A 24,354-nucleotide genomic window follows, 5' to 3' on the forward strand; every position below is an offset into this window, starting at 1 on the left:
GAAGAAACCTATTACACAGCTTACTGGCGATAAAGGATGCGGTCTATAAAGGCACCACTATCAACTCACCTGCTGGCGTTAAACACTGGATAGAATCTACAAAGAGCTGTTTACGTATTCAATTGACTATTATAGCAAAATTGCCAGTTTTCACCACGATGTTAATACATGTGATGCAGATAACTAGATTTCGATGACTGGATTTAGATGGCCAGGTTTAGATAACTGGGCTTAAATAATCAAATTTCGACAACTGGACTTTAGGATTGCAACAAGCAAATCGTTTAATTGAGCCATGACATTTTTAAAGTTGTAGCAATCACCCATGGCATAACTAGGACAGAAACAATACTTCCTGCTAGTAATAAGGCTAGAATAGGCAAACCGTTCAGCCCAGAGGCAAATAAATCAACCGCACCTGTAGCAAAAATCAATACTGGCAACTGCATCGGTAAAGCAATCAAAGGCACTAATACTGCCCCATTCTTTAACGATAGCGTCAAGCTACTGGCAATCGCGGATAGCATCAAAAGCATTGGGCTACCTGTCACGATAGACGCCATCAATATCCACGCTTCAAACCAACTGAGCTGAAATAATGGCACGGCAAGCAAGCTAAGCGCTGCCACAATACCACTGCTAAAAATCCAATGAATGACCAGTCTAATCAATACCCATAGCGGTAATGACGCTTTGGCCACGACCAATTGCGCAAGCGTACCATTATCAAGCGCAGGCTTGAATAATCCATCAACGCCCATTACCAGTGACAGCAACGCAGCAATCCATACTGCTGATACGCCCAGACGCTGCAATAGCGCAGGCTCACTACCGACTGCCAACGGAAACAAAGTAATAATCACTAAGAACAGTACTAACGGATACAACCATTGTACCGCTCCTTGCTGCTTGACTTGCCATTCACGGCGCCACAGCTGCATAAACCCAATACTGCGAGGCGCTGCAACAATAGCATTTGGACTTTTATTCATGGCTGCTACTGATCCTACTTGTATTGGACGGTCTGTCATTATTTGTCCTTTCACATATGCTGATGGTACTGATAGCAATCGAACTTATACCATGTAATCTGACAAATCGAGCACTTGATTGGCGACACCGACTGCCTGATGACTGGTCATTAGTATCGACCCGCCAGCCTGTGCAAATTCGCATAACCGCTCTTCCATACGTGCCACCATATCAACATCCAGCGCCGTGAAAGGCTCATCAAGTAACCAGAGCGGTGTCACATCAGGAGTTAACAAGTACAATCTGGCCAGTGTGATGCGGCGCGTTTGCCCAGCGGACAGGTGACTTGAGCTGATCGTTTCAAACCCTTGTAGACCAACCCATGTGAGCGCATGATCAATATCAGTAGCGCTTGGCGTAATGCCATATAAGTTCAGTAGAAACGTTAGGTTTTGTGCCACTGTCAAATTCGGATGAATGCCCAACTGGTGCGAGACATATAAAGGCTGGATGGGCAGGCACGATTGGCCTTGATAAGTAACTTCACCTGACAAAACAGGTAACAATCCAGCCAACTGCATGAGTAACGTGGTCTTGCCCGTCCCGTTTGCCCCGATGAGATGGCAAATACTACCCGCAGATAGCTGCAACGCAACTCCTTCGCACAGCGGTATCTCACCGCGCTGAACTGTCAGCTCCTCAAGTGCAAGCAAAGGCGTATCCAAAACCGTCATCAAAACCCCTGGTTATTTATCAAGCAGCAATCAATATTCATCACAAACAAAGGCAATGTTCATGGCATAATACCCTATGCTCGCTACAAACACACAGTATAACAAATTGTCGATTACTCTGACTTCAAAAAGTACGACCTCAAAAAAATATGACTTTAAAATATGACTTCAAAACCTATGCCGACTTCACAAGATAGCCAAACACAAATGCCTGATACAGAGACTGACAACGCAGACACTAACTTGTCAAAAGAGCAATCAGTCAGCCACTTGACAGTAGATAGCTTGATCGATGCTCAAGTCAACTTTATGCAACGGTGGTTGCACAATCAAGCTGAGCCACTAGCGATAGAAGCTTGGCAATGGTTTGGTGCGCAGCCTTTAAGCAAATATATTACCTGTGACCATTTACAGCAGCTGATGAAAGACTGGCTGTTAAATCAGCCGATGACTGAGGTGATGCGTACCGATATCCGTGATATTTTACACACCATTATTTATCACCCAGTCAATGACAACGTGCCTTTGTCTGAGCTGATCGATGATGCCCAAGTTGAAACGCTGGCCAACTATATCGGTAGCCATGAGCAGCAGCGCAACATATTGATTCATACGCTGGTCGGTAACGAAACCTTCGCAGATTTATTGACCCAAACACTTTATCACGCTATCAATGACTTTATGGAAAGCACGCTCGATAAAGCAGGTGGCGTTGGTAAATTGATGAAGCTTGGGCGTAGCTCTTTTGAAAAGGCGACCAACAGAAACCTCGATGAAAAACTGCAAACCTACCTGCATCGCAATATCAAAGATTTGACGCGCAAAGCCGAAGCCAATGCGCAGGAACACTTATCAAATGAAGAAGTGGCGCGTCTGATGGTTATGGGCTGGGATCGTATCAAAGACCAACCCATTAGTGAGCTACAAACCTATTTAAGCGATGAGCCCGGTAATAGTAGCATTGACCATATCGAAGCCAGTATCCAACAAAGCTATGACCGCCTGCGACTGTCACCATATCTGCACAGCTTAGTTTCGGCAAGCATCGATACTTGGTATGCCAATCATCAGACTGACACGATGGCGACCATTGCAGCGAGTTTGCATATTGACGAAGCGGCCATGAAGCAATGTAGTACGGCTCTACTGCCTATCGTGTACGATGCTCTTGAGACGCCTTGGTTGACGGCTCATATTCGTGAAATGCTAGAAGCGTTCTATGCACAGCCTGCTATCAAAGAAGGTTTGGCATTTAATCACGATTAATTTATAACTCTTACTTGTCAGCATACTATTATGAGTCAACGCAATAAACTCAGCTTGTGGCAAAAAATCAAACGGTTACTGACTGCTTCCGCACCGCAGTCAGTCGTCGATGCTGCAAGCGAGCAAGGGCGTGCATCACTTGCTGACAGCGAGATTAATAATACAAAAAATATATCGGCTGATATCTCTCTTGAATTAGAGGCGAATCAAGGCAGCGAACAGGATAACCCTCAAGCACAAGCACAAGCACAAGCAAATACATCTCAACTCAAAACCGATAACTTAAAAACCGATAGCGCAAATACAGAACCTCAAAACCAAAGTGACACGCCTATCGTCGACTGCTTAAAGCAATATTTCAATGACAAACAATGGCACTACACGCATTATCGACCCAAAACCAACGACAGCCAAAAATCGCATCATTTATCCTTGAGAATGCGTCATAAGCAAATAAACTGTGGCTATCTGTTTCGGGTGCAAGAAAAAAACAAACTACTGGCCATCTACGGCATCTTGCCATTTTTGATACCAGAAACTCATCAAAGTGCCGCGATGCTACTCATCACCCAAATCAACTATGACATGCTAGTCGGTAATCTAGAGATGGATGTCAACGATGGTGAGATACGCTACAAAAATGCTATCGATGTCGAAGCGGTTGGTCTAGATAATGAGATCATTGAGCATTTACTACAAAGCGTGGTTGCGATGACCACGGTCGCTAACGAGCTATTTGGCAACTTGGTTAATAATCAAAACCCTACCGAAGACATGCAAACGCTACTTGTCGAGCTACGTCAACAGTCAGACGCGCGTACGTTCTTTTTGCCGACTCAGTTTGTTCAATAGTTCAGTCCGTTCGATAGTTAAGTTCATTCGATAGTTAAATTCATTCGATAAACTGGTTGTTCAGTCAAGCCATCATCGACGATAGCTGATACTTATCTCTTTATTTTTCTATCCAAAAAACCATCAATATTAAGCTAGAAATCTTATGCTAAAAATTGCCTACTCTGACATCTTTCGCTATTCCGTGCCCGAAAAGCACCGCTTCCCCATGCAAAAGTACATTATGATTCCTGAACGTCTACTGGCAGAAGGAACGATCAGCCAAGATAACTTCTTTGCCCCTGCTCGCTTAAGCGAAGATGAGATTTTGACCACACATACCGCAGAGTACTGGTATCAGCTTAAAACCCAAACACTGCCGCGCAAGGCTGCTCGTGCTATCGGATTTGAGATGACCCCGCAGTTGGTAGAGCGTGGTCGTTATATTGCCCATGCAACGTATGAGTGCGCTCTATATGCTCAGCAATATGGCGTGGCTATGAATGTTGCAGGCGGCACCCATCACTCTTTTGCTGGTCATGGAGAAGGCTTTTGCGTATTTAATGATGTTTGTATCGCTAGCAACTTACTACTAAATCGTGGACAGGCAAAGAAGATTTTAGTTATCGATTTGGACGTTCATCAAGGCAATGGCAATGCCAGTATCATGACAAATGAACCACGCGTTTTTGTCTTTAGCATGCATGGCGCAAAGAACTACCCGTTTCGTAAGCAAGTATCAGACTTAGATATTGAGCTAGACAATGATACCGGTGATGCTGAGTATTTACAGATATTAGAAGATACGCTGCCACGCTTAATCACTGAGGTTGCGCCAGATATGATTTTTTATCAGTCTGCTGTCGACGTGCTCGCTACCGATAAGCTCGGCAAACTTGGTTTGACACAAGCAGGATGCAAGGCGCGTGACGAATATGTTCTGCAGCAAGCAAAAGCCGCCAATATCCCTGTCGCTATCGTGATGGGTGGCGGCTACTCAGAAGATATCGAAGATGTGGTTGAAGCGCACTGCAATACCTTTCGTTTGGCACAGCAGATATTTTTTGAGGAATTGGTCTAATAACATATCGCTGAAAGGTGGAGACGATTCCAGAGTTGGAATGGCTCATATGCTCTAGCTATAACAATGCCGTAATGCCTTGCCAGCCAACGCGTATTCCAAGCACGATTAAGATTAGTAAAATAAGCTGACGAAAACGCGCTTGCGGTAAATAGCGACGCAAACGGATTCCAACTAGAAGTGTCACTATAGACAGCACACTCAAAAAAGTAATTAGCTGCCACTCACCACTGCTCAGTGCCATGATAGGCTCACGCAACACGATAATTTGAGCAATCTTTCCTAAGAAATAGCACATGTTACCGACTTTGGCGATGGTGTTTTTATCGTCACTGGCAGACAATAAATACATCATCAGTATGGTCGACATCGCATTGGTCGAGCCGCCGATGACGCCTGCACCAAAGCCAACGGTAATTAACATAGGCTTGGTGTTTGGGAGACGGATTTGTTTGCCGAGTAAGCTACTCACAACGTAGAAAGCAATGACCGCGGCCAACAATAAAAGAATATAAGCGCTATCGACCCATAGCAAGAGTTTCGCACCTAAAATACTACCTAGTAAGCTGGTAAGCGCAAGCAACCAATAGCGTCTGCCGTAGTAGATAAAGTTTTGCCAAATGGTGCGCTCACCGCCTACTAGCCAGGTCATCACATTAACGACTAGCGAGGGGAAAATCACTAACACAATGGCGTGTTGCAATGGGTACATACTAGCAAGCGCAGTGGTCGTCACTAGCGTTGCGCCAAGTCCGCTAATACCATGCAGTAGTGAGGCAAGCGCAAAAATGACCGTCAGCACTAGCATCTGAGTGCTATCGTTACCAGCTATATTCATCATATCGGTCACACCATTTGAGGCTCAGCATCTATATCTATATCTATATGCTTTGAGCCTGTAGCTCTAACTATCTTTACGTTGACCAACTGCTTGACCGATGATGCTAGCTAGTTGCTCAGCAATTTTATCTTTACTGGTCTTCTCAAGTGTTACCGCGTCACGCTCATAGCGCTCAGAGAAAAACACCTGCATCGCATTGTCATCACTGGCAAAACCGATATCTGCACGTGAGACATCATTACAAGCAATCATATCCAAATCTTTTGCGACCAACTTACCACGGGCATAACGCTCAACATCTTGCGTCTCTGCTGCAAAACCAACGACAAATAGCTCTGGATGCGCAAGAGAAATCGTCGCTAGAATGTCAGGGTTTTTAACCAGACTGAGCGTCATGGCATCTTGTGTCTTTTTGATTTTTTGCGGTGCGGCTTCTTCCGTACGATAATCCGCCACTGCTGCGGTCGCGATAAAGATATCTGCTTTTACCAATTGGTTGTCATCATGAGAATGTAGCAAGTCATGATTGTCGTTATGGTCGCTTAAATCATCATCACCGCAACCACAGTCGCCATGATGATGCTCGTGAGAATGGTTATGAGAGTGATCGTGCTCATGAGAATGGTCATGCTCATCTTCAAAATCTAGTTGAAACTCGCTATGCGTACCTTCCACACATTGCTGCGCGGCTATCAGCATATCTTCGGCAGACAGCACATCGATTCGTGTGACATTAAGCGGCGTGGGCAATGCCACTTTACCACCAGCAATTAAGACAACGTCTGCACCAGCAGCCACACAGGCACGGGCCAATGCAAAGCCCATTTTTCCTGAAGAGTGATTAGACAAATAACGCACAGGGTCAATCGCCTCTACCGTTGGACCTGCGGTAATGACTACTCTTTTTCCTGCCAGTAATTGCGGCGTTGTATTCATCGCTATAAACAGTAACACCTCATCCAATAACTGCTCAGGCTCAGGCAATCGCCCTGCTCCGACATCACCGCACGCTTGCTCACCGCTAGCTGGCTGGATAATTTGATAATTCATATCGCGCAATGTTTGCACATTTAGATTGACTACTGGATGCGCCCACATCTGCTGATTCATGGCAGGAGCAATAATGACAGGCGCTGTAGTAGCAAGGCACACTGTGGTCAATAGATCATCAGCCATACCCATGGCCAAACGCGCGAGCGTATTGGCTGAAGCAGGTGCAATCACGATTAAGTCGGCCCACTTAGCCAGCTCAATATGCCCCATGCCTGCCTCTGCTTGCTCATCGAGCAACGAGACATGCACTTCGTTACCCGTCAACGCTTGTAGCGTCAGCGGTGTGATAAATGCTTGTGCGCCTGTCGTCATGATAACGCGCACATCAAAGCCTGCCTTAACTAATAAGCGGGCAAATATAGCAGATTTATAAGCGGCGATACCGCCAGTAATAGCAAGCACAATATTGGACATAAGCGTGGCATCAACAAAAAAGTGAAAAGATAAAATTGCGCTTATAGTAACAATTATGAGATAAATTGGGTAAGATTTTCCGTATCTATCTCAGATAACGAGTATCAACCCATTTTCAAGGAGTGACAATGGCGATCAAAGACTGGCATGAGGATGACAGGCCACGCGAAAAACTTTTAAAATTTGGTGCAGCTCATTTGTCTGATGCCGAGATACTGGCCATATTTTTGCGTACGGGTACTCAGTCTCAATCAGCGATTGAATTAGCGCGGCATTTGATTGATCAGTTTGGTAGCTTAGCCGAGCTATTGGCCGCCCCTCAGAAGACGGTTCTTGCTTGTCATGGTATGGGTCCTGCAAAGTACGCCCAAATATTAGCTTCACTTGAGATGGGTACGCGCTATCTGGACAGCCAACTCAAAACTGGGCAAGCACTCGACCGCTCACAAGCAGTCAAAGACTATATCAGCACCCAGTTGCGCGGCGAGCACCGTGAAGTCTTTGCGGTACTCTGTCTGGATAATGCCCTCAACCTTTTAAACTTTGAGATATTATTCACTGGTGGTATCTCATCATGCTCGGTCTGTATCAAGCACGTACTGCGACATGCACTAAGCCATGCTGCTAGCCAACTTATCATCGCGCACAACCATCCTCATACCGATGCCAAGCCATCGACGGCAGATAACTTACTGACCTATGAGCTAAAAAAAGCCTGCGACCTATTAGATATCTCGCTTGTCGATCACATTATAGTTGGACGAAACGATACTTTGTCTTATGCCGAGAGCTGCCTTGCCCCTTTTAGTTAGCCCTTTGGCTAGTTCTCGATAATAGCTAGCTACGTGTTTCGACTAGACATATGACTAACCTGCAAACAATTATGTTTGATACATATCATCGACAGAGCGTAGCATTTTGGCTCTTGATAGTTATCGACAACTGTTTCATATTAGTAGCCATTCTTGTCATTTATTTGTCAATTACTTACTAGACCGTTAATACTAGTACTTAAGAGACATAGAACCAAGGATTTAGTAATTAAAGAATCATTCGACATATTTATAAGACAGTAAGTGGCAAGACGAAAAATAATTATAGTTAGCTCTTTCATTTACGTACTTTTCGCATTTTTTATTCAGCGCTTTAAAGGAGATAGTCATGGCAATTGGCTTGTTTATTTTGGCAGTCATCATTCAGTCAGCCGTGGTCTTGGCCATCTTTTTGTTGTCCTTATCGCGGGTCACCGGTAGCATCGTCGCCCTGATTACGGTTATCGTCACCGCAATTATCAGCCCATGGTCGCTCATTTTGGGTATACCAATGGCACTACTGTGCTTGGTCTTACTCGTTGCACCGCTTCGCCAATCGTTAATCACTAAGCCTGTCTATAAGGCGTTGGGCGGTGCGATGCCGAGTATGAGTGATACGGAACGTGAGGCGCTTGATGCGGGTACTAGTTGGTGGGAAAAAGAGTTGTTTATGGGTGCGCCGAACTGGGATACCTTTGCCAATTATCCTTATCCGCAGCTTTCAGAAGAAGAGCAGAGTTTCATCGATAATGAAGTAGAAACCTTATGTGCCATGCTTGATGAATGGCAAATTCAGCATAAAGATAAAGATTTATCACCTGAGGCATGGCAATTTATCAAAAGTAATGGCTTCTTAGGTTTAATCATTCCAAGAGAATTTGGCGGCTTAGAATTTAGCTCTTATGCGCAAAGTCGTGTAATGAGCAAGATTGCGTCGCGCTCGCCGACTGCTGCTGTGACCTGTATGGTTCCCAACTCGCTCGGTCCTGGTGAGCTATTGATGCACTATGGTACGGACGAGCAAAAGCAACGCTGGTTGCCAGGTCTTGCCAAAGGTGATGAAGTGCCTTGCTTTGGTTTAACTGGGCCCGAAGCAGGATCTGATGCAGGTGCCATTCCTGATACAGGTGTGGTCTGTTACGGTATGCATGAAGGCGACCAAGTGCTTGGCTTACGCATGAACTTCTCTAAACGTTGGATTACCCTAGCACCTGTCGCCACTGTCGTTGGTTTAGCATTTAAAATGCATGATCCAGAAGGTCTGCTTGGCAATCCTAAAAAGACCGATTACGGTATTACTTGTGCCCTCGTTCCAGCTAATCACGAAGGTGTCGTAACAGGGCCACGTCACAATCCAATCGGCTCGCCATTTATGAATGGTACGGTCGATGGCAAAGATGTTTTTATCCCATTAGATTATATCATCGGTGGCGTCGAGAACGCTGGTCGCGGCTGGCGTATGCTGATGGAATGCTTGGGTGTTGGTCGAGGTATTTCTCTACCAGCTCTATCGACATCAGCCAGTGAAATGACTTACCTATCTGTCGGCGCGTTCGCAAAAGTTCGCGAACAGTTCAAGATATCAGTAGGTAAGTTTGAAGGTGTACAAGACGCTACTAGCCGTATGGCGAGTAACACTTATATGTTAGAAGCATTCCGTCACTTAGTTACTTGCGGATTAAACCAAGGTGGCACGCCATCAGTCATGACTGCCATGGCCAAATACTATGCGACTGAAACCATGCGTAGCGTCGTCAACGACGGTATGGATGTGGTCGGTGGTCGTGCTGTACAGATGGGTCCGCGCAACTTCTTAGCGACACCTTATCAGGCGATTCCTGTCTCTATCACTGTCGAAGGCGCCAACATTTTGACCCGCTCGCTCATGATCTTTGGTCAAGGTGCGATGCGTTGTCATCCTTATTTATTTGATGAGCTTCAGTTACTACAAAGCGAAGACAAAGCGGCTGCCACTGAAAAATTTGATACCCTTTTCTTCAAACATTTAGGCTACACGTTTAACCGTGGCGCAAAAGCCTTTGTCGCAGGTTACATCGGTGGTAGCGATAAGGCCCCGAGTTTCGCCGATAGCTTTACCCGTCCCTACTACAAACATATCAACCGTTTAAGTGCGAGCTTTGCCCTAACTGCTGATATGGCATTAGGACTACTAGCAGGGGATTTAAAGCGTAAAGAGATGCTCTCTGGTCGTTTAGCAGATATCCATAGTCATCTATTTATTGCGACTGCTATTTTGCAATTCTATGAGCATGGTAGTAAGTCAGAGTCTGAGCGCTTACATGCTGAAGTTGCGCTACAAAACAGCTTGTACACGATTCAAGAAGCCTTTGTGTCATTCTTTGCCAACTCCCCGAATCGTATGGCAGCCAATGTGGTTAGTTTTGTGACTTTCCCAAGTGGACGTATTTTTACCCCAGCAAGCGATGAGCTAAAACGCCAGTTGGGCGATACTTTCATGGATGATTTTGCAGCCAACCCGTTCCGCGATTATCTGAAAACCATGGTTTATTACAATACCGATGCAGACGATGTAACTGGTCGTATGGAGCATGCTTATCAGACCTTAGTCGAAATCGAACCATTATGGCAGAAGTTCAAAAAGGCAGAGCATCAAGACAGCTTTGAAGGTCTAACCTTTGAAGACCATGTGGTACACGCCAGTCAAAATGGCGGCATTACTGAAGAAGAGGCAGAAGTTCTGATTCAATATAACGCCATGCGTTTTGATTCATTATTGACTGATACGTTTGACGAGCATCTATCGGAAGCGCTAGAACGTGACAATCCGCATGCCCTTGAAAATGCAGTTCATCAACTGACTGATTATGCACAGCTAAAAAGACAAGCTCAGAGTAAAAACGGTATCGCTGTGGATACCGATGCATCTGCCATTGATGAGCTAGCCACTAACGAACCAACTATTAACGATCTAGACAGTCCTGCAAACACAGACAATCATACTGGTGATGCTAATCCTAATCATGGTTATGAAAGTGATGGCGATGTAGAGTTGGTCAGTGAGCAAGATACTGTCAAAGAAGTAAATTCGCAGACAGATTTTGAAGAGTCAGAGCCTGAGATAGAGGCACTCGATCATCGACATCGTGATGCTGAATCACATCTTAACGAGCGTATGGGCAATAATCACAATCGTCATATTGCACCACCTGATGAGATAAACACGGAAGCAAGTGATAATGATATCAAACCTTTAGAACGCCAATCACCCTCATCACGCGAAGAAGACGATAAGGCTTAATAGTCTATTCTGTTTTTAATATTGCTATTAGAAACTGAGTATTATTAGATTTTATAGTAAAACTTTTACTTTTATTAGCCAGACTATCTATAAACGATAGTCTGGCTTTTTTAGGTATATTGAAAATTTTAAGCTTAATTAATCATATTCTTTCCTTTGCATTTGAATAATTTAAAATCAATGGTTCAATATCAATAGTTTGACATATTTGCTTACCCTAAAAACTCTTTCATGAATATTTTGTTTCATATGGGAAACAAACCGTTTAGAATAAATATTGACTATATTATGGGCACATAGTTGTAACGAGGAATGTACATTTAGAATAAAATCAGAAAAAAATCTTGCAGTGCCCTTAGCTATTCTTTTATATTGTCCACGAAAATGTGACATCGAGCGACAATCACGGGAACTTAATAGTCATAACAAGCTTTGTAGTAAGGCTGATAAGTACAATCATGTTGGCTAATGAACACTTACTATAAAGCTGTTATGCACACAAAGGATATGAATTATGTGGAAGAATTTGGGACTGACGGGCAAGATTATTGTTGCCATGGTGCTCGGTATTGGACTGGGCCTATTTCTAAACTACTCAGGATTGAACGGCGAAGGTAGCTTTGTTAACACTTACATCACCAATGGCTTCCTTGCCATTGTTGGTAAACTATTTGTCAACTCGCTAAAAATGTTGGTCGTACCTTTGGTGCTTATCTCACTGATTTGCGGTGTATGCGGTATCGGTGATATTCGCCTACTTGGACGTATTGGTACCAAAACGTTCATTATTTATATGATAACCACTGCACTCGCTATTGCGACTGCGATTGGTCTTGGCTCGCTATTCGGTATCGGTAAAGGCATGAATATCGGAACGGAAGCCGAGTTTGAAGCTGCGTCAGCGCCGCCTCTACTTGATGTATTCTCTAACATTATCCCATCGAACCCCATCAGCGCGATGGCAAATGGCGATATGTTATCGATCATCTTCTTTGCTATTTTGATCGGTGTCAGTATCTTGATGGTAGGTAAACCTGCCAAAGGCTTAGTGCAGAGCCTAGAGCTGATCAACGAAGTTATCTTAAAGATGGTCACGATCATCATGAACCTTGCACCATATGGTGTATTTGCGCTATTGACCAAAGCAATGGCAGAGCTAGGTTTAGACTTGATTTGGTCACTACTGGGTTATGTCGCGGTATTGGTCGGTTCATTGGCCTTCCACTTCTTTGTCACCATGATGATTGTACTTAAAGTATCTTCAGGCTTATCTATCAAGACGTTCTTGGCAAAAATGCGTGAAGTACAAATCTTTGCTTTTAGTACCTCAAGCTCGAACGCGACGATTCCTATTACCTTGCGTACGGTTACCAAACGTATGGGTGTAAACAACTCAGTTGCGTCGTTCACTGTTCCTTTTGGTGCTACTATCAATATGGATGGTACGGCTATCATGCAGGGTACTGCGACCATCTTTATTGCCAACATTTACGGCATTGATTTGGGCGTGACTGAATACTTAACCGTCATCTTGATGTCAGTACTGGCGTCTGTTGGTACGGCTGGCGTGCCTGGTGTTGGTTTGATCATGCTGTCGATGGTATTTGCTCAAGTGGGTCTACCAATCGAAGGCATCGGCCTAATCTTGGGTGTGGATCGTATCCTTGATATGCTACGTACTGCTGTAAACGTTGGTGGCGATGCTGCTGTTACTACTATCGTGGCAAAATCAGAAGGCAAAATGGATCTGGCTATTTACAACGATCCTAACGCTGGTGCAAAAGATGTATTTGATGGTCATATCGATGAAGACAATGAGCGTGAGTTCTCTGAAGTCTTTAGCGATGGCATCATGGGTAGTGAATACGATGATGTTGATCGTCGCCGCTAACCCACGCTTGCTAGATAGAAGTGCATAAAATAAAAAACCTCAGTCAAATTGGCTGAGGTTTTTTTATGATCAATAATCAGTAAATAATAATGGTTGATACGGTTCTATCAACAACTAATTAGCCAAACACGTACTTGGTCAACATTGCCAGACAGACCAATACAATTACTGGACGAATCAATTTGCTACCGCCTTTAACCACCATATGCGAGCCAAAATAGGCACCGATGGTTTGTCCAACCATCATCGCTAGCCCCACTTTCCACAGTACGTTACCACCCAAAATAAAGAAAATTAACGAACCAATATTGGTCGATAAGTTCAATACTTTTGCCGCGCCTGTTGCTTCGATAATTTGACGACCACGTAATGCCACATTGCCAAGCGCAAAAAACATACCCGTACCTGGACCGATATAACCATCATAAAAACCGATCAACGGTGCCACGACTTTTTGCCATTTGCCCTCTGAGATACGCGGTGCAGCCTCTACTTCGCCAAGCCTAGGGGCAAATAATGTATAGATACCGATAGCCGCGATCAAAAATGGAATGATCTTTTCAAGCAAGTCAGGTGGTGACATCTGTACAGCAATGGTGCCGATAACGGAACCAATAAAAGCGGCGATGATAGCTACTTTGATACGTTGCGGTTTGACGACTCCTTTCCTAATCATAGTAATAGACGCCGCTAGTGCGCCTGATGCCGCTTGCAGTTTATTGGTACCGAGCGTTAATACTGGTGGGATGTTGGCCAGTAACATGGCAGGGATGGTCAACAACCCGCCACCGCCAGCGATAGCATCAATAAATCCTGCCAATGCGGCCACCGCAGTAAGCATTAAAATAATCTCTAACGAGAAAGTTAAGTCCATGACACTGACCTGCAAAATATGATAAGAAGAGAAAAGGAGTTCTGAGATAAGGCTAAAATATCGTTATCGATAAGCTGATAGCTTACCAGTGCTAGCAAAAGAAATAATGACATGTTGCCCAGCGCTGCTCATTATAAAGATAAAACCGTAAAAAAAGCCAAAAACGTAACAAAGTCTGCTAAATTTGTCTAATAACATTCCGAATATGCTCAACCGAATAGCGACTTATTAAAAAGATGTAACGACTTACAACTATTGTGCTCGTCAAATCCTCTTTATAATATTGCTATTGTGAATATAAAAAAGTAGACCGTTGGCACTGGCTCAACGTATTTTGTTGTCTATATTGATAAGAGTATGAGAAACTGTTTCTGTCTATTTGCTACCTCAAAATTATAGGTAGCGCAGACATTGATGGATATTTGAGGTTATTTAGTAAATTGTATTTAGCGAATGAGGATGATATGGCAATACGAAGGATTAAAGCATTTTTTGAATTTGAGGCAGCAGGCGGTATCGTCTTAGCATTGGCTGCCATTGCTGCAATGATCATTGCCAACTCCCCTCTTAATGTTTGGTATGAAGGTTTTATTCATGCACCAGTCGCCATTCAGATTGGTGAGTTTGCGATTGCAAAAGATGCTCATCACTGGATCAACGATGGTCTGATGGCAGTTTTCTTTTTCTTAGTTGGATTAGAGCTTAAGCGTGAAGTACTCATCGGTGAGCTGTCCAACGTCAAGCAGATAATACTGCCAGCAGGTGCCGCATTGGGTGGCATGATTATGCCAGCGATTGTCTATCTGCTCTTTAACTACAATGAGCCTGAGTTTTGGAAAGGCTGGGCCATTCCTGCTGCGACAGATATTGCCTTTGCACTCGGTATTTTGAGTCTCTTAGGTAATCGTGTACCTAACTCCCTAAAGGTCTTTTTGGTCTCTATTGCTATCTTTGATGACATTGGTGCAATTCTGATTATCGCTTTGTTTTATACCAGTGAGTTGTCATTAGAGTCATTGGCAGTAGCTGGTTTATGTTTGCCGTTCTTATATGTTCTTAATCGCCGTAACGTCACCAATATCACACCATATCTACTCATTGGTCTGATCATGTGGATTGCCGTACTCAAGTCTGGTATCCATGCAACATTGGCAGGTGTGGTATTAGCCCTGTTTATCCCGATGTTCGACCGCACTGATCCTGAGCACTCTCCGCTTGAAGAGCTAGAGCATGATCTGCACAATACCGTCGCCTTTGGTATTTTGCCAATCTTTGCTTTTGCCAACTCAGGCATCTCGCTCGAAGGCGCAGGTTTTGCTGAGCTATTCCACTCAGTGCCGCTAGGTATTGCCGCTGGTTTGTTTATTGGTAAGCAGTTAGGCGTCATGTTCATGTGCTGGTTAATCTTTAAACTTGGTATCTCAACCATGCCAAAAGGTATGGACTATAAGCAAATCTACGGCGCAGCCCTATTGTGCGGTGTTGGTTTTACCATGAGTTTGTTCATCGGTGGCTTGGCGTTTGCTGGCGACACCACTATGTTTGATGAGCGTTTGGGTATTATCATGGGTTCAATCGTCTCTGGTATCGCAGGTTACATCATGCTGAAAATGAGCTTGAAAGATAATGCTAGCGGTACATCGGTCGATTTGACTCGCCCGCATTAATGAAACGTAGAGTAGCTTATAGTGGTACTGATTAATATTGATGCCACTTATAAGCTGCTCTATTTTATTTATATATGCGTTATTAAGATATTTACAAATGATTTAGCAATCAACGCCAAAGCTGCATAATGTAGTTGATTGCTAAATCATTTATTTGTGTTCATAGTTATTATCGTTATCACAGCTATCGGAGCTAACCATGTACCGACCTATACACCGCGTTGTACGTCAACTGGCATTAGGGTTGTCTGTGTTCGGTAGTATCTATCTGCTAGCAGGCTGTGCAACACTCTCCAAGCAAGAATGTCTCGTCGGTGACTGGCAAGCTATCGGCTATAACGATGGCGTGGCAGGTTATCATTCAGACCGCTTAGCATCTCATACTAAAGCCTGTGCCAAAGCCAGCGTCGCCCCTGACTATCAAGCATGGGAGCGCGGTCGTAAACTTGGTCTGCAACAATACTGCACCATCAATAATGCCTATAACATTGGCAGACGTGGTCGTCAGTTGAACAATGTTTGCCCGATCACTATGGCCAACACATTGCAAGCGGCTAATCAAAAAGGGCTAGATTATTACGCCTTAGACAGTCAGTTAGACAAAGACAATCGCCTCCTAGATACTTATCAATCAGAATTCAATAAGCTAGAAAACGGTGAAATGCTAGATTTTGCTAATGAAAAAAAAGCCCGTGCACGGCTACTATCTCTATCTGATGAGATTCGCGATACCAAACGCCGTATCCGAACAACACAGCAGCAATTAGATTCATTGAACCAATCCAGTAATTTTTACGAATGATTGTGATGCGAAGCTATCGCAATGCAAGTTTTACGTTCTAAGGCATGTCCTCACTCTGAAAATGGTACTTGATAACTATGGATAAGAAAATCATCAATACGGCAAGTACTCCAACTGACAAACCTGACTTTCAGTCATCGAATGCTCAATCATCGAACGCTTATCAGCGTCATGGACGTACCACTGCTATCGATGACCATAGCGATTTGCAGGTTCTAAAACGCATTAAACGTTATTTATTACCAAAAGACTTTACGATCTCGCCTGCTCTACTTGATGAGATCGTGGCAGGTTACGATATTGGCGATCCACTCGCAGACGCGTTAGCTGCACAGAGCATAAAGTTTGCAAAGCCTTTACAGCATACTATTCTTAGCAATAGTCCAAACAATAATCCTGCAAGCAATTATCTTGTAAACAAGGACCTTGTAAAAAATCCATCATTTAACGCGCTCACTGAGCAATTTAGCAGCCATCCTGACTGGTTCGACCCAAAGCTTGCCCAAATAGGTGCGATTGCCTATCGGCGATATCCGTTGATGCTCATTTGGCTATTGCGTAACGTTGCTCTAATGGCAGGCTATAGCATTCCTGCCCTCTCGCTACCACTCATTCAGACGGGCGCACTGATGCACGATGCGCTACCGCGATTGATGCGTACTTATGCCTATATCTTGGCTGTGTCTGAACATCCCTCATCTAATATGAGTGCAGTTAATCAAAATAAACCCATCGAGCAAGTACTAGCTATTGGCTCTGAGGGCTGGCGACAATCGAGCCAAGTACGTCAGATACATACCTTGGTACGGCAAAACTTACTCAAAGGGAAAGGCAATGCTGCTACAGGCGTGGTACCAAACGCCGAGCAACATCATAACCCTGATGGTAGTTGGAATACTGACTATTGGGGCATCCCTATCAATCAAACCGATATGATTGCCACCCACTTACAGTTCTCGTTACTGATTATGCGCGGTCTAAGATTACTAGGCGCACGTATTAGTACAGAAGAAGCTGAAGGTATCTTACATCTATGGAACCTTGCCAGTTATTGGATGGGTGTTGATTTAGATCGTCTGCCAAAAGATGAGGCCGCATGTTGGGAATGGCTCTATACCTATCTATCGATACAGCAGCTAGACTTTAAGATGGGTCAGCCATTGGCAAAAGCATTGCATGATTTACCGCGTCAGCTCATGGGTGAAGACAATCGCCGTGGACGTTTTGTGGAAATGGTCAACGCAAGTGTCACTCGCACTTTGGTCGGTGATGATATTGGTGATGGGCTAGACTTACCAAAATCAAAGATACGCTTTGGCGTGTTGTCTTCAGTACCGATTCTTTTTGCGCTCGATACTGCACGGCAGCATAATGCTTCCGTAGCCCACAAGCTAGAAGCATTCCGTGCCAAGCGCCAAGACAATATGAACTGGTGGCTGAAAAAGAACGATGATTATTATAAGTAGATGACATTTATCAGCGTTTGTTTTCTACGCGGTAATACCATTCTAGCTGTCGATCAAACCCTGTTTCTAATAGGTTAGCAATTACCCGTCCTGTTAGTCCCCATACTGTCTCACCATCGACCTGCCAGCTCGGCGTCAGTATGGTAGCCATTTGCTCCTGCATCTTATACTCAATTTCATACTCTACCGTTGGTTGAGTGACTAATGACTCTAAATCTGCCCAAAAGATACGTGATATTTCTCCCGCTTCAGGTACGAGTACCAGGCCTGGGGCGATGAGTGCCACGATTGGACGTACGCTCATACCACTTTTTGAAGTTTGGATCGGTAGCTGACCAAGTAATTGGACTTTATTGGGCGGTAGCGCTGTTTCTTCACAGGCTTCACGCAATGCGGTAACGACATTATTGCCATCGCCTCGATCATGTTTACCACCCACACAAGACACCTCACCCGCATGACTGTTCATATGGGCGGCGCGGCGTGTTAATAATAATTTAGGCCTGCGCTCATGAGTAATAGCGACCAGTATTGATGCATCGGCAATCGGTGTCTGATATAAGCTGTCTAACACACGGCTACTATGAGAGGCGTTATGTGCCTCGTACATTGCCGGACTTGTCAGCGCATTTAAAGTCTCATGTTGCACTCGTTCGGCTAATTGACGAAGCGTCGGATGACGAATAAAAGTAGGTACAGCAACTGACAGGTTATCGAAGCTTACAGCCTCCGGTGGGAATAACATTATAATTGCCCTATATTTTTATCGTTATTAAGCGGTATCACCAGCATCTTTCTTGTTTTCTATTATTAAAATCGCGACTAGTAAATAAAACCAACAATCTATTTATTGTTCTCGGCCACGCGACTTGTCAGCGGCTTTGATATCAATAATTACTGAATACTCACTAGACTAGCGCAATATAATAGTGGCTGCATGCTATTTATGTGACTGATTCATTGCTTATCAATGCTCAATAACGGCCCTGTTAACCGATAATAGTCAGCCTATCTGCGAAATGATGCGTTACTGTTATCGTGATTCTGTCCGTCGATAATATGTGCTATCTTAAGACGATAGCTGCTCTTTAGAATAATATCTTATATAAGTCAGGTACGTTTAAGTTAGGTTTATCGTCAGGTTCACTCAGTTTACTGCTTGTGGTACTTGTCTCACCGTCCTTGTATCTAAATTATCTCGAAACGATGACAGCAGCACTTCAGAATATAGGTCTTATAACCTATAAAAAACATCATACACAATAACTTTTATAACAAGGTAGTTGATATGCGCTATTGCCTCCAATGCGGTCATGAAGCAGAACGAAAAATCCCACCTACGGACAATATGCCGCGTTTGGTATGCCCCAATTGCCACTATATCCACTACGAAAACCCAAAAGTTATCTGTGGCTCGCTGGTGGTACATGAAGATAGAGTACTACTCTGCCGCCGAGCCATTGAGCCACAATATGGCCTATGGACGATACCTGCAGGTTTTATGGAAAATGGCGAGACCATGGCTGAAGGCGCAGCACGCGAGAGCTACGAAGAAGCTGATGCCATCGTACTGAATCCGCATCTATACTGCATTTATGACTTACCAGATATTGGGCAGATCTACTCTATCTATCTAGCCGATCTAAAAGATGGCGCGTATGGTATTGGCTCAGAAAGTCTCGACTGTGCACTGTTTAGCGAAGAAGACATCCCATGGGATACACTGGCGTTTGAAGCCATTCGCCGTACTTTAAAAAGCTACTTTGCTGATCGTAAGCAGTTCAGTGAATTGTCAGAATTTCCGATTCATCAAGACAAAATTGGCAAAGATTTGAGTATCAAACGATATTAGTCAATTACCTAACCGCAAAAAGCCAAGCATGATGCTTGGCTTTTTTGTGCTTAACTTTTAATCAAGAACAAACCTAATTGTCTTAGCTCTTTATTCTACAAACCTCGAAACCAAGACCTTTTACCGTCTCTTCTTTGTCGTAAGGCGCTAGTACTGCACGTACATGCTTTTGACCTTGTAGATATTGCTTGGCAACGCGCTGCAAATCAGCGACCGTGACGGCCAATATTGACGCACGCATTTTACGCTGCCAGTCGACACCGCGATGATGTAGATCTGCAAAACACGCTTTGATTGCTTCGCCTGCAGGAGAGCCCGGCTTATCCATGCCTGAAATAATACCCAAAATGGCTTCTTCTAATTGCTCATCGGTTTGTGGCTCGTTTAAGATCCACTCGATACTGGCCTCAAAATGCTCAAAGGTTTCAGCGCACTGCGGGTCGCGGTAACTAAAGAACTTAAAGGCACAAGCGTTGGCATCGTAACCTGCACCGCCACCATAGGCACCGCCGCGCTCACGAATCGCACTGTGCAAATAGCCGTTACGTAAGTAAGGCGCTAATACCATGAGTGCAGCGGTATCAGGATGGTCAGCAGCAGGTACAGTATAGGCACTGGCGTTATGATAGACATTGGTTGGTACTAGCCATGCTAGATCTGCAACATCAAGCGCTACCCCGTTTTCTAATGCTTTGACTTTATCAGTCGCACCATTTAACGCAGTATCTAATTGCAGGTTTGCAAACTCGCTTGGGATATTTGCTGCTTCGTTCGTTAGATCATTAGAAGCGGTCGTCGCTTGGCTGTCTTTCCAGCTATCAACGATTAAGCTACTCAAGCGTTCGGTTTGCTCTGCTTCACAGATAATAACGGCATGCTTAGGCAAGCTGATCAGACGTTGATGTAAATCCATCAAGCTCGTAGCCAATTGATCCCACTGGGTATCATCTGTACTAGCATGTGCCAAGAAGTCTTTAAGTGCGTTCAATGCTGGTAAGCCGCTGCGCACATATTCCAACTGCGCTTGGCGACTCATACCGCGACTGGCTGTTTGCATTGCATAAGAGTGCCCTGAGCCCGCTAAGTTTGACTGCCAACCTGCTTGACGCTGCTGCAAAATTTCTTTGATACGGTCATGCTCAGAAAAGATACTGTGCTCCATGACTTCTTTAAGCAAATCAATCGCTTCAGGCTTACGATTTAGCGCACGCGTTGCCACGACAAAATAGCTGCTAATCGCTTGGCTGTCATCGACGTTGGTACGTTGGCTAATACGAGCGGTCACACCAGAAGAATGCGCTGCTTGCTTGGCTTGCATCTCATGAGCGCTAAGCGTATCCGTACCTAGCTCAGACAGTAGGCTTAAATAAATAGGCAACAGTGGATGATTAATCACATCATTGACTGGTAGCTCATCTGCGCTCGCATTACCAATTGCTTCAGTGAGTGGGACAATCACTTGATAGTAGTAAATGCCATTAGTGCCAGCTTCATACTCAAATAGCGTGCTGTCTTGCCCGCTCAAACGCACCTGCTTTTGCGTGCCTTCTTTAAAGCTGATATCCGTTGGTACGTCTTCTAGACCCACTTTTGGTAATAAGCTTAAATCATCTGGCGCAGCTTGACGTGCAGCCAAATCTAAGGCTTGTTGCTTCAAGATAGTCTTATCATCAGCAGTCAAATCCATCGCGATAGTATCTAAACGTGTCTGCTCAGCTGCTGCCAAACGGGCTGTTTTTTCACTATCAGGGGTCATCGTTACGCGTACGCGATGCTGATTGTCCAATAAATGCGTTTTAATCAAGTTCGGTAGCCACTGTGGATCGACGACTTGCTCACGTAGCCACTGTAGATGCTCATCTACTTCCCAAACGTCGATAGGATTACCATCATGAATGGCGGTACTAAAGCCCTCTAGCATAAGGTTTAGACCATAAGGAATGCTATCGCCGCCGATGTGACGCTGATCAATTTCAATCTGATGCAGAATGGTTTCGATTGTCTCATCATCAACTGGTGAATTGGCTACTTCGGTCAGTAAGTCAATAATGCCCTGCTCGACCGCTTCGGCATGTTCAGGGTTAGAGCCGCGCAGACCCGTATAAAAGACCATCTCATAATGGCTGTCATCAAGACCCAATAGCGGACTTGGCGCTTTGCCTAGTGGATGACTGTCAAGATAAGCACGCAATGGCGAGCCTGCATGCTCAATCAATACGCCCTCTAATAGACGCAATGCTAAGCGCTGCTTAGGATCGGTGATCGATGGTAGCAACCAAGCAACCACATGATGCGTCTGATCTGGGCCCGCTTCGTCAGCAGTATAAGTATCCATCGCACTGATTGGTGCAGACAAACGTTGTTCTGGACGCGATACATGCTTTTTGCCTGCTTCAAACTGAATCAAGGCATCTTCGTGTATTTTCGCTTGCGTCTCAGCAACAGGAATATTACCGAAGCTCATGATGACACTGTTTGACGGATGATAATGGCTTTGATGGAACTCGGTCAGCTCAGTGTGCGTCAAGTCAGGAATATCGGCAGGATCGCCGCCTGAATTATAATGATAGGTCGTCGTTGGGAACAGATGATGAGCAACCGTATGATATAGCTGATCAATCTCGCCACTCATCGCGCCTTTCATTTCATTAAAAACGATACCCTTAAACTGCGGCTTATCATTTTCATCAAGCTCCACACGGATGCCTTCTTGGGCAAAATCGAGCGGATGTATATTGGGGAAAAACGACGAGTCTAGATAGACAGCGAGCAAGTTAAAATAGTCATTTTTGTTTTGCGTTGCATACGGATAGGCAGTCCAATCAGCGGCGGTCATCGCATTCATAAACGTATTTAACGAGCGTTTAATCATTGAAAAGAACGGATCACGTACTGGGAACTTATTCGAACCACACAATGCCACGTGCTCTAAGATATGCGCCTCGCCTTTTGAATCCATCGGCTGGGTGCGAAAACCGACCAAAAACGCATTTTCATCACTTGGGTGTGCCAGATGATAATGCATCGCTCCTGTTTTTACATGCTGACTGATCAGCACATCCATCGATAGCGCCTCAATATGGCGATGCTCAATCAGCTCAAATGCTGGATGCAAGGTTAAATCAGCAGTAAATGGCGTGTCCGTCATAGTTATCCTTATCGCTTATCATGCGTATAGTGCCCTGAATGCCAGGGAAAATAGAGTAATAAATTGGCTAAAAAAGAGTTGGCTTAGCGCTATTAGTGGGGCTGCGACATGGATAAGTCAAGGTATCAGTCACGCAATAATCCACCACATAACCTACGCGGCTAGCAACTTTAGCTATTAAAGCCTTATAGTTACAAACTTATCAATATCCACAATTTTATTATGGATTTATTACTTAACAAAGGTGATTTGCACTGCTACTATAAAGTTAATGACTAACTAGGAGTACCTTATGAGCTACCAACATGTTTTACTGGTCACTGACTTACTATCCGATGCGGACAAAGTGGCGCTAAAAGCCAAGCGTATTCTCGCAGGCTCTCCTGAAGCCAGACTGTCTGTCTTGCATATAGTCAAAGATGATATGGTGCGCTTCGGTTATGAGCTTGTGCCTGCCTCTAGCCTTTCGGGTGATGTCGATAGTGAAAAATGGCAAGAAGCACGGGCTAAGCTGGCGCAATTTTTGGCACGTAACGGGCTAGAAGCAATCAACTCTGAGGTCACCGCTGCCATCTCTAATAGCAAAGGTATCATTAATTACTGCCGTGAAAAAGACGTCGACTTACTTATCATTGGACGCCATGAGCGCCATGGTATCGCTGCTTGGTTGGTTGGAGCCACTGCCGATAGTATCTTGCCAAATGTCCCTTGCGACAGCTTAGTGGTTAAACTTGATCAGCCTGTCTTAGAATAATTGGCATCGCTCCCATCCGCTGCTAAAGACGACAAGCTTTACTTAACAGCGCCCTAGAGTAGTGCTATAGTAAATACTATCTGACATGAGGAAGACGCTATGAGTTACGAACATATTTTACTGGTCACCGACTTACTCTCTGATGCAGATATAGTCGCCCAAAAGGCCAAGCGCATCGTCGAAAACCGTCCAGGCTCTAAGCTATCTGTTTTGCATATTGTCAAAGACACTATGGTTGGCTTCGGCTATGAGCTGGTGCCTGCCTCTAGCCTATACGATGAGATTGATGATGAACGCTGCCAAGAAGCGCGTGCAAAGCTGGCGCAATTCCTTGAACGCAATCAGCTAAATGCAGCAACGTCAGAAGTCACGACTGCCATCTCTAGCAGTGAAGGTATCGTCAGCTACTGTCATAAACACGATGTCGATCTATTGGTCATCGGACGTCATAAGCGTACCGGTATCGCTGCATGGATCAGTGGCGCGACAGCAGATAATATCTTGCCTAATGTACCTTGCGATAGCTTTGTAGTGAGATTGGACAAGCCTGTTTCAGCATAACAATATGCTTTGATTGTCTTATATTATCTAGAGCATGTCTCAAAAAAAGCGCAGC

19 protein-coding genes are annotated in these 24,354 nt (G+C 44.5%); 12 read left to right on the forward strand and 7 right to left on the reverse strand.

The features are described 5' to 3' along the window. Window positions 1-284: 284 nt before the first annotated feature. Window positions 285-941, reverse strand: coding sequence for a heme exporter protein CcmB (locus B2863_RS05745; protein WP_179799371.1), 657 nt, complete (start codon window positions 939-941; stop codon window positions 285-287). Between the two features lie 135 nt (window positions 942-1,076). Beyond that, the gene (gene ccmA / locus B2863_RS05750) at window positions 1,077-1,706 is read right to left on the reverse strand and encodes a heme ABC exporter ATP-binding protein CcmA (RefSeq protein ID WP_296208147.1); all 630 of its coding nucleotides are present in this window, start codon (window positions 1,704-1,706) and stop codon (window positions 1,077-1,079) included. Between the two features lie 162 nt (window positions 1,707-1,868). Between ccmA and B2863_RS05755 the strand changes: the two genes are divergently transcribed. The 3 genes from B2863_RS05755 to B2863_RS05765 all read left to right on the forward strand — a co-directional run bounded on the left by B2863_RS05755 (window position 1,869) and on the right by B2863_RS05765 (window position 4,884). Continuing rightward, on the forward strand, window positions 1,869-2,972 hold the full coding sequence (locus B2863_RS05755; protein ID WP_296208148.1) for a hypothetical protein: 1,104 nt from the start codon (window positions 1,869-1,871) through the stop codon (window positions 2,970-2,972). A 30-nt stretch (window positions 2,973-3,002) separates the two neighbouring features. Beyond that, window positions 3,003-3,824, forward strand: a complete 822-nt coding sequence (locus B2863_RS05760) for a YbjN domain-containing protein (protein WP_296208149.1) — start codon at window positions 3,003-3,005, stop codon at window positions 3,822-3,824. A gap of 145 nt (window positions 3,825-3,969) precedes the next feature. After that, a complete protein-coding gene (locus B2863_RS05765) occupies window positions 3,970-4,884 on the forward strand; it encodes a histone deacetylase family protein (RefSeq protein WP_296208150.1) in 915 nt (304 codons plus the stop codon). A gap of 58 nt (window positions 4,885-4,942) precedes the next feature. On the opposite strand, the gene B2863_RS05770 is transcribed toward B2863_RS05765, so the two are convergent. Together B2863_RS05770 and coaBC are read right to left on the reverse strand one after the other, a co-directional pair. Then, window positions 4,943-5,725, reverse strand: coding sequence for a sulfite exporter TauE/SafE family protein (locus tag B2863_RS05770; RefSeq protein WP_290175930.1), 783 nt, complete (start codon window positions 5,723-5,725; stop codon window positions 4,943-4,945). A 63-nt stretch (window positions 5,726-5,788) separates the two neighbouring features. Continuing rightward, complete coding sequence (gene coaBC, locus B2863_RS05775; protein WP_296208151.1) at window positions 5,789-7,192, reverse strand: bifunctional phosphopantothenoylcysteine decarboxylase/phosphopantothenate--cysteine ligase CoaBC; 1,404 nt, start codon at window positions 7,190-7,192, stop codon at window positions 5,789-5,791. Between the two features lie 128 nt (window positions 7,193-7,320). On the opposite strand from coaBC, the gene radC reads away from it, so the two are divergent. The 3 genes from radC to B2863_RS05790 all read left to right on the forward strand — a co-directional run bounded on the left by radC (window position 7,321) and on the right by B2863_RS05790 (window position 13,175). Beyond that, complete coding sequence (radC, locus tag B2863_RS05780) at window positions 7,321-8,004, forward strand: RadC family protein (RefSeq protein WP_296208154.1); 684 nt, start codon at window positions 7,321-7,323, stop codon at window positions 8,002-8,004. A 349-nt stretch (window positions 8,005-8,353) separates the two neighbouring features. Beyond that, window positions 8,354-11,284 (forward strand): acyl-CoA dehydrogenase, encoded by a 2,931-nt coding sequence (locus tag B2863_RS05785; protein WP_296208156.1) that lies wholly within the window; start codon window positions 8,354-8,356, stop codon window positions 11,282-11,284. Window positions 11,285-11,798: 514 nt separating this feature from the next. Then, complete coding sequence (locus B2863_RS05790) at window positions 11,799-13,175, forward strand: dicarboxylate/amino acid:cation symporter (RefSeq protein ID WP_296208158.1); 1,377 nt, start codon at window positions 11,799-11,801, stop codon at window positions 13,173-13,175. A gap of 118 nt (window positions 13,176-13,293) precedes the next feature. Here the strand turns inward: B2863_RS05790 and B2863_RS05795 are convergent, their stop codons facing one another. Beyond that, the gene (locus tag B2863_RS05795) at window positions 13,294-14,049 is read right to left on the reverse strand and encodes a TSUP family transporter (protein WP_296208159.1); all 756 of its coding nucleotides are present in this window, start codon (window positions 14,047-14,049) and stop codon (window positions 13,294-13,296) included. A gap of 464 nt (window positions 14,050-14,513) precedes the next feature. Between B2863_RS05795 and nhaA the strand changes: the two genes are divergently transcribed. From nhaA to B2863_RS05810, 3 genes are all read left to right on the forward strand, one after another. After that, on the forward strand, window positions 14,514-15,716 hold the full coding sequence (gene nhaA / locus B2863_RS05800) for a Na+/H+ antiporter NhaA (protein ID WP_102091810.1): 1,203 nt from the start codon (window positions 14,514-14,516) through the stop codon (window positions 15,714-15,716). Between the two features lie 199 nt (window positions 15,717-15,915). Next, entirely contained in the window at window positions 15,916-16,518 is a 603-nt protein-coding gene (locus tag B2863_RS05805; protein WP_296208162.1) for a DUF2799 domain-containing protein, read from the forward strand. A 77-nt stretch (window positions 16,519-16,595) separates the two neighbouring features. Next, entirely contained in the window at window positions 16,596-17,984 is a 1,389-nt protein-coding gene (locus B2863_RS05810; protein WP_296208164.1) for an oxygenase MpaB family protein, read from the forward strand. Between the two features lie 10 nt (window positions 17,985-17,994). On the opposite strand, the gene B2863_RS05815 is transcribed toward B2863_RS05810, so the two are convergent. Further along, on the reverse strand, window positions 17,995-18,729 hold the full coding sequence (locus B2863_RS05815; protein ID WP_201579132.1) for an NUDIX hydrolase: 735 nt from the start codon (window positions 18,727-18,729) through the stop codon (window positions 17,995-17,997). Between the two features lie 543 nt (window positions 18,730-19,272). Between B2863_RS05815 and B2863_RS05820 the strand changes: the two genes are divergently transcribed. After that, complete coding sequence (locus B2863_RS05820) at window positions 19,273-19,836, forward strand: NUDIX hydrolase (RefSeq protein WP_296208167.1); 564 nt, start codon at window positions 19,273-19,275, stop codon at window positions 19,834-19,836. 82 nt (window positions 19,837-19,918) lie between these two features. On the opposite strand, the gene B2863_RS05825 is transcribed toward B2863_RS05820, so the two are convergent. Next, window positions 19,919-22,984 carry an insulinase family protein gene (locus B2863_RS05825; RefSeq protein WP_296208169.1) on the reverse strand — a complete coding sequence of 1,022 codons (3,066 nt, stop codon included), beginning with the start codon at window positions 22,982-22,984 and terminating at the stop codon, window positions 19,919-19,921. A gap of 292 nt (window positions 22,985-23,276) precedes the next feature. Between B2863_RS05825 and B2863_RS05830 the strand changes: the two genes are divergently transcribed. Then, window positions 23,277-23,738 carry a universal stress protein gene (locus B2863_RS05830; RefSeq protein ID WP_160023545.1) on the forward strand — a complete coding sequence of 154 codons (462 nt, stop codon included), beginning with the start codon at window positions 23,277-23,279 and terminating at the stop codon, window positions 23,736-23,738. Between the two features lie 99 nt (window positions 23,739-23,837). Next, on the forward strand, window positions 23,838-24,299 hold the full coding sequence (locus B2863_RS05835; protein ID WP_057761630.1) for a universal stress protein: 462 nt from the start codon (window positions 23,838-23,840) through the stop codon (window positions 24,297-24,299). Window positions 24,300-24,354 lie beyond the last annotated feature (55 nt).

This window comes from Psychrobacter sp. UBA3480, from assembly GCF_002377945.1.
Taxonomy (GTDB): domain Bacteria; phylum Pseudomonadota; class Gammaproteobacteria; order Pseudomonadales; family Moraxellaceae; genus Psychrobacter.

Excerpts from the sequence above, each read along its gene's own strand:
- B2863_RS05765 (WP_296208150.1), top strand. The coding sequence starts at position 3,970 with ATGCTAAAAATTGCCTACTCTGACATCTTTCGCTATTCCGTGCCCGAA.
- B2863_RS05820 (WP_296208167.1), top strand. The coding sequence starts at position 19,273 with ATGCGCTATTGCCTCCAATGCGGTCATGAAGCAGAACGAAAAATCCCA.
- B2863_RS05835 (WP_057761630.1), top strand. The coding sequence starts at position 23,838 with ATGAGTTACGAACATATTTTACTGGTCACCGACTTACTCTCTGATGCA.
- B2863_RS05805 (WP_296208162.1), top strand. The coding sequence starts at position 15,916 with ATGTACCGACCTATACACCGCGTTGTACGTCAACTGGCATTAGGGTTG.
- nhaA (WP_102091810.1), top strand. The coding sequence starts at position 14,514 with ATGGCAATACGAAGGATTAAAGCATTTTTTGAATTTGAGGCAGCAGGC.
- B2863_RS05825 (WP_296208169.1), bottom strand. The coding sequence starts at position 22,984 with ATGACGGACACGCCATTTACTGCTGATTTAACCTTGCATCCAGCATTT.
- B2863_RS05770 (WP_290175930.1), bottom strand. The coding sequence starts at position 5,725 with ATGATGAATATAGCTGGTAACGATAGCACTCAGATGCTAGTGCTGACG.
- B2863_RS05745 (WP_179799371.1), bottom strand. The coding sequence starts at position 941 with ATGCAGCTGTGGCGCCGTGAATGGCAAGTCAAGCAGCAAGGAGCGGTA.
- B2863_RS05810 (WP_296208164.1), top strand. The coding sequence starts at position 16,596 with ATGGATAAGAAAATCATCAATACGGCAAGTACTCCAACTGACAAACCT.
- B2863_RS05785 (WP_296208156.1), top strand. The coding sequence starts at position 8,354 with ATGGCAATTGGCTTGTTTATTTTGGCAGTCATCATTCAGTCAGCCGTG.
- B2863_RS05815 (WP_201579132.1), bottom strand. The coding sequence starts at position 18,729 with ATGTTATTCCCACCGGAGGCTGTAAGCTTCGATAACCTGTCAGTTGCT.
- B2863_RS05760 (WP_296208149.1), top strand. The coding sequence starts at position 3,003 with ATGAGTCAACGCAATAAACTCAGCTTGTGGCAAAAAATCAAACGGTTA.
- coaBC (WP_296208151.1), bottom strand. The coding sequence starts at position 7,192 with ATGTCCAATATTGTGCTTGCTATTACTGGCGGTATCGCCGCTTATAAA.
- B2863_RS05830 (WP_160023545.1), top strand. The coding sequence starts at position 23,277 with ATGAGCTACCAACATGTTTTACTGGTCACTGACTTACTATCCGATGCG.
- B2863_RS05755 (WP_296208148.1), top strand. The coding sequence starts at position 1,869 with ATGACTTCAAAACCTATGCCGACTTCACAAGATAGCCAAACACAAATG.
- B2863_RS05790 (WP_296208158.1), top strand. The coding sequence starts at position 11,799 with ATGTGGAAGAATTTGGGACTGACGGGCAAGATTATTGTTGCCATGGTG.
- radC (WP_296208154.1), top strand. The coding sequence starts at position 7,321 with ATGGCGATCAAAGACTGGCATGAGGATGACAGGCCACGCGAAAAACTT.
- B2863_RS05795 (WP_296208159.1), bottom strand. The coding sequence starts at position 14,049 with ATGGACTTAACTTTCTCGTTAGAGATTATTTTAATGCTTACTGCGGTG.
- ccmA (WP_296208147.1), bottom strand. The coding sequence starts at position 1,706 with ATGACGGTTTTGGATACGCCTTTGCTTGCACTTGAGGAGCTGACAGTT.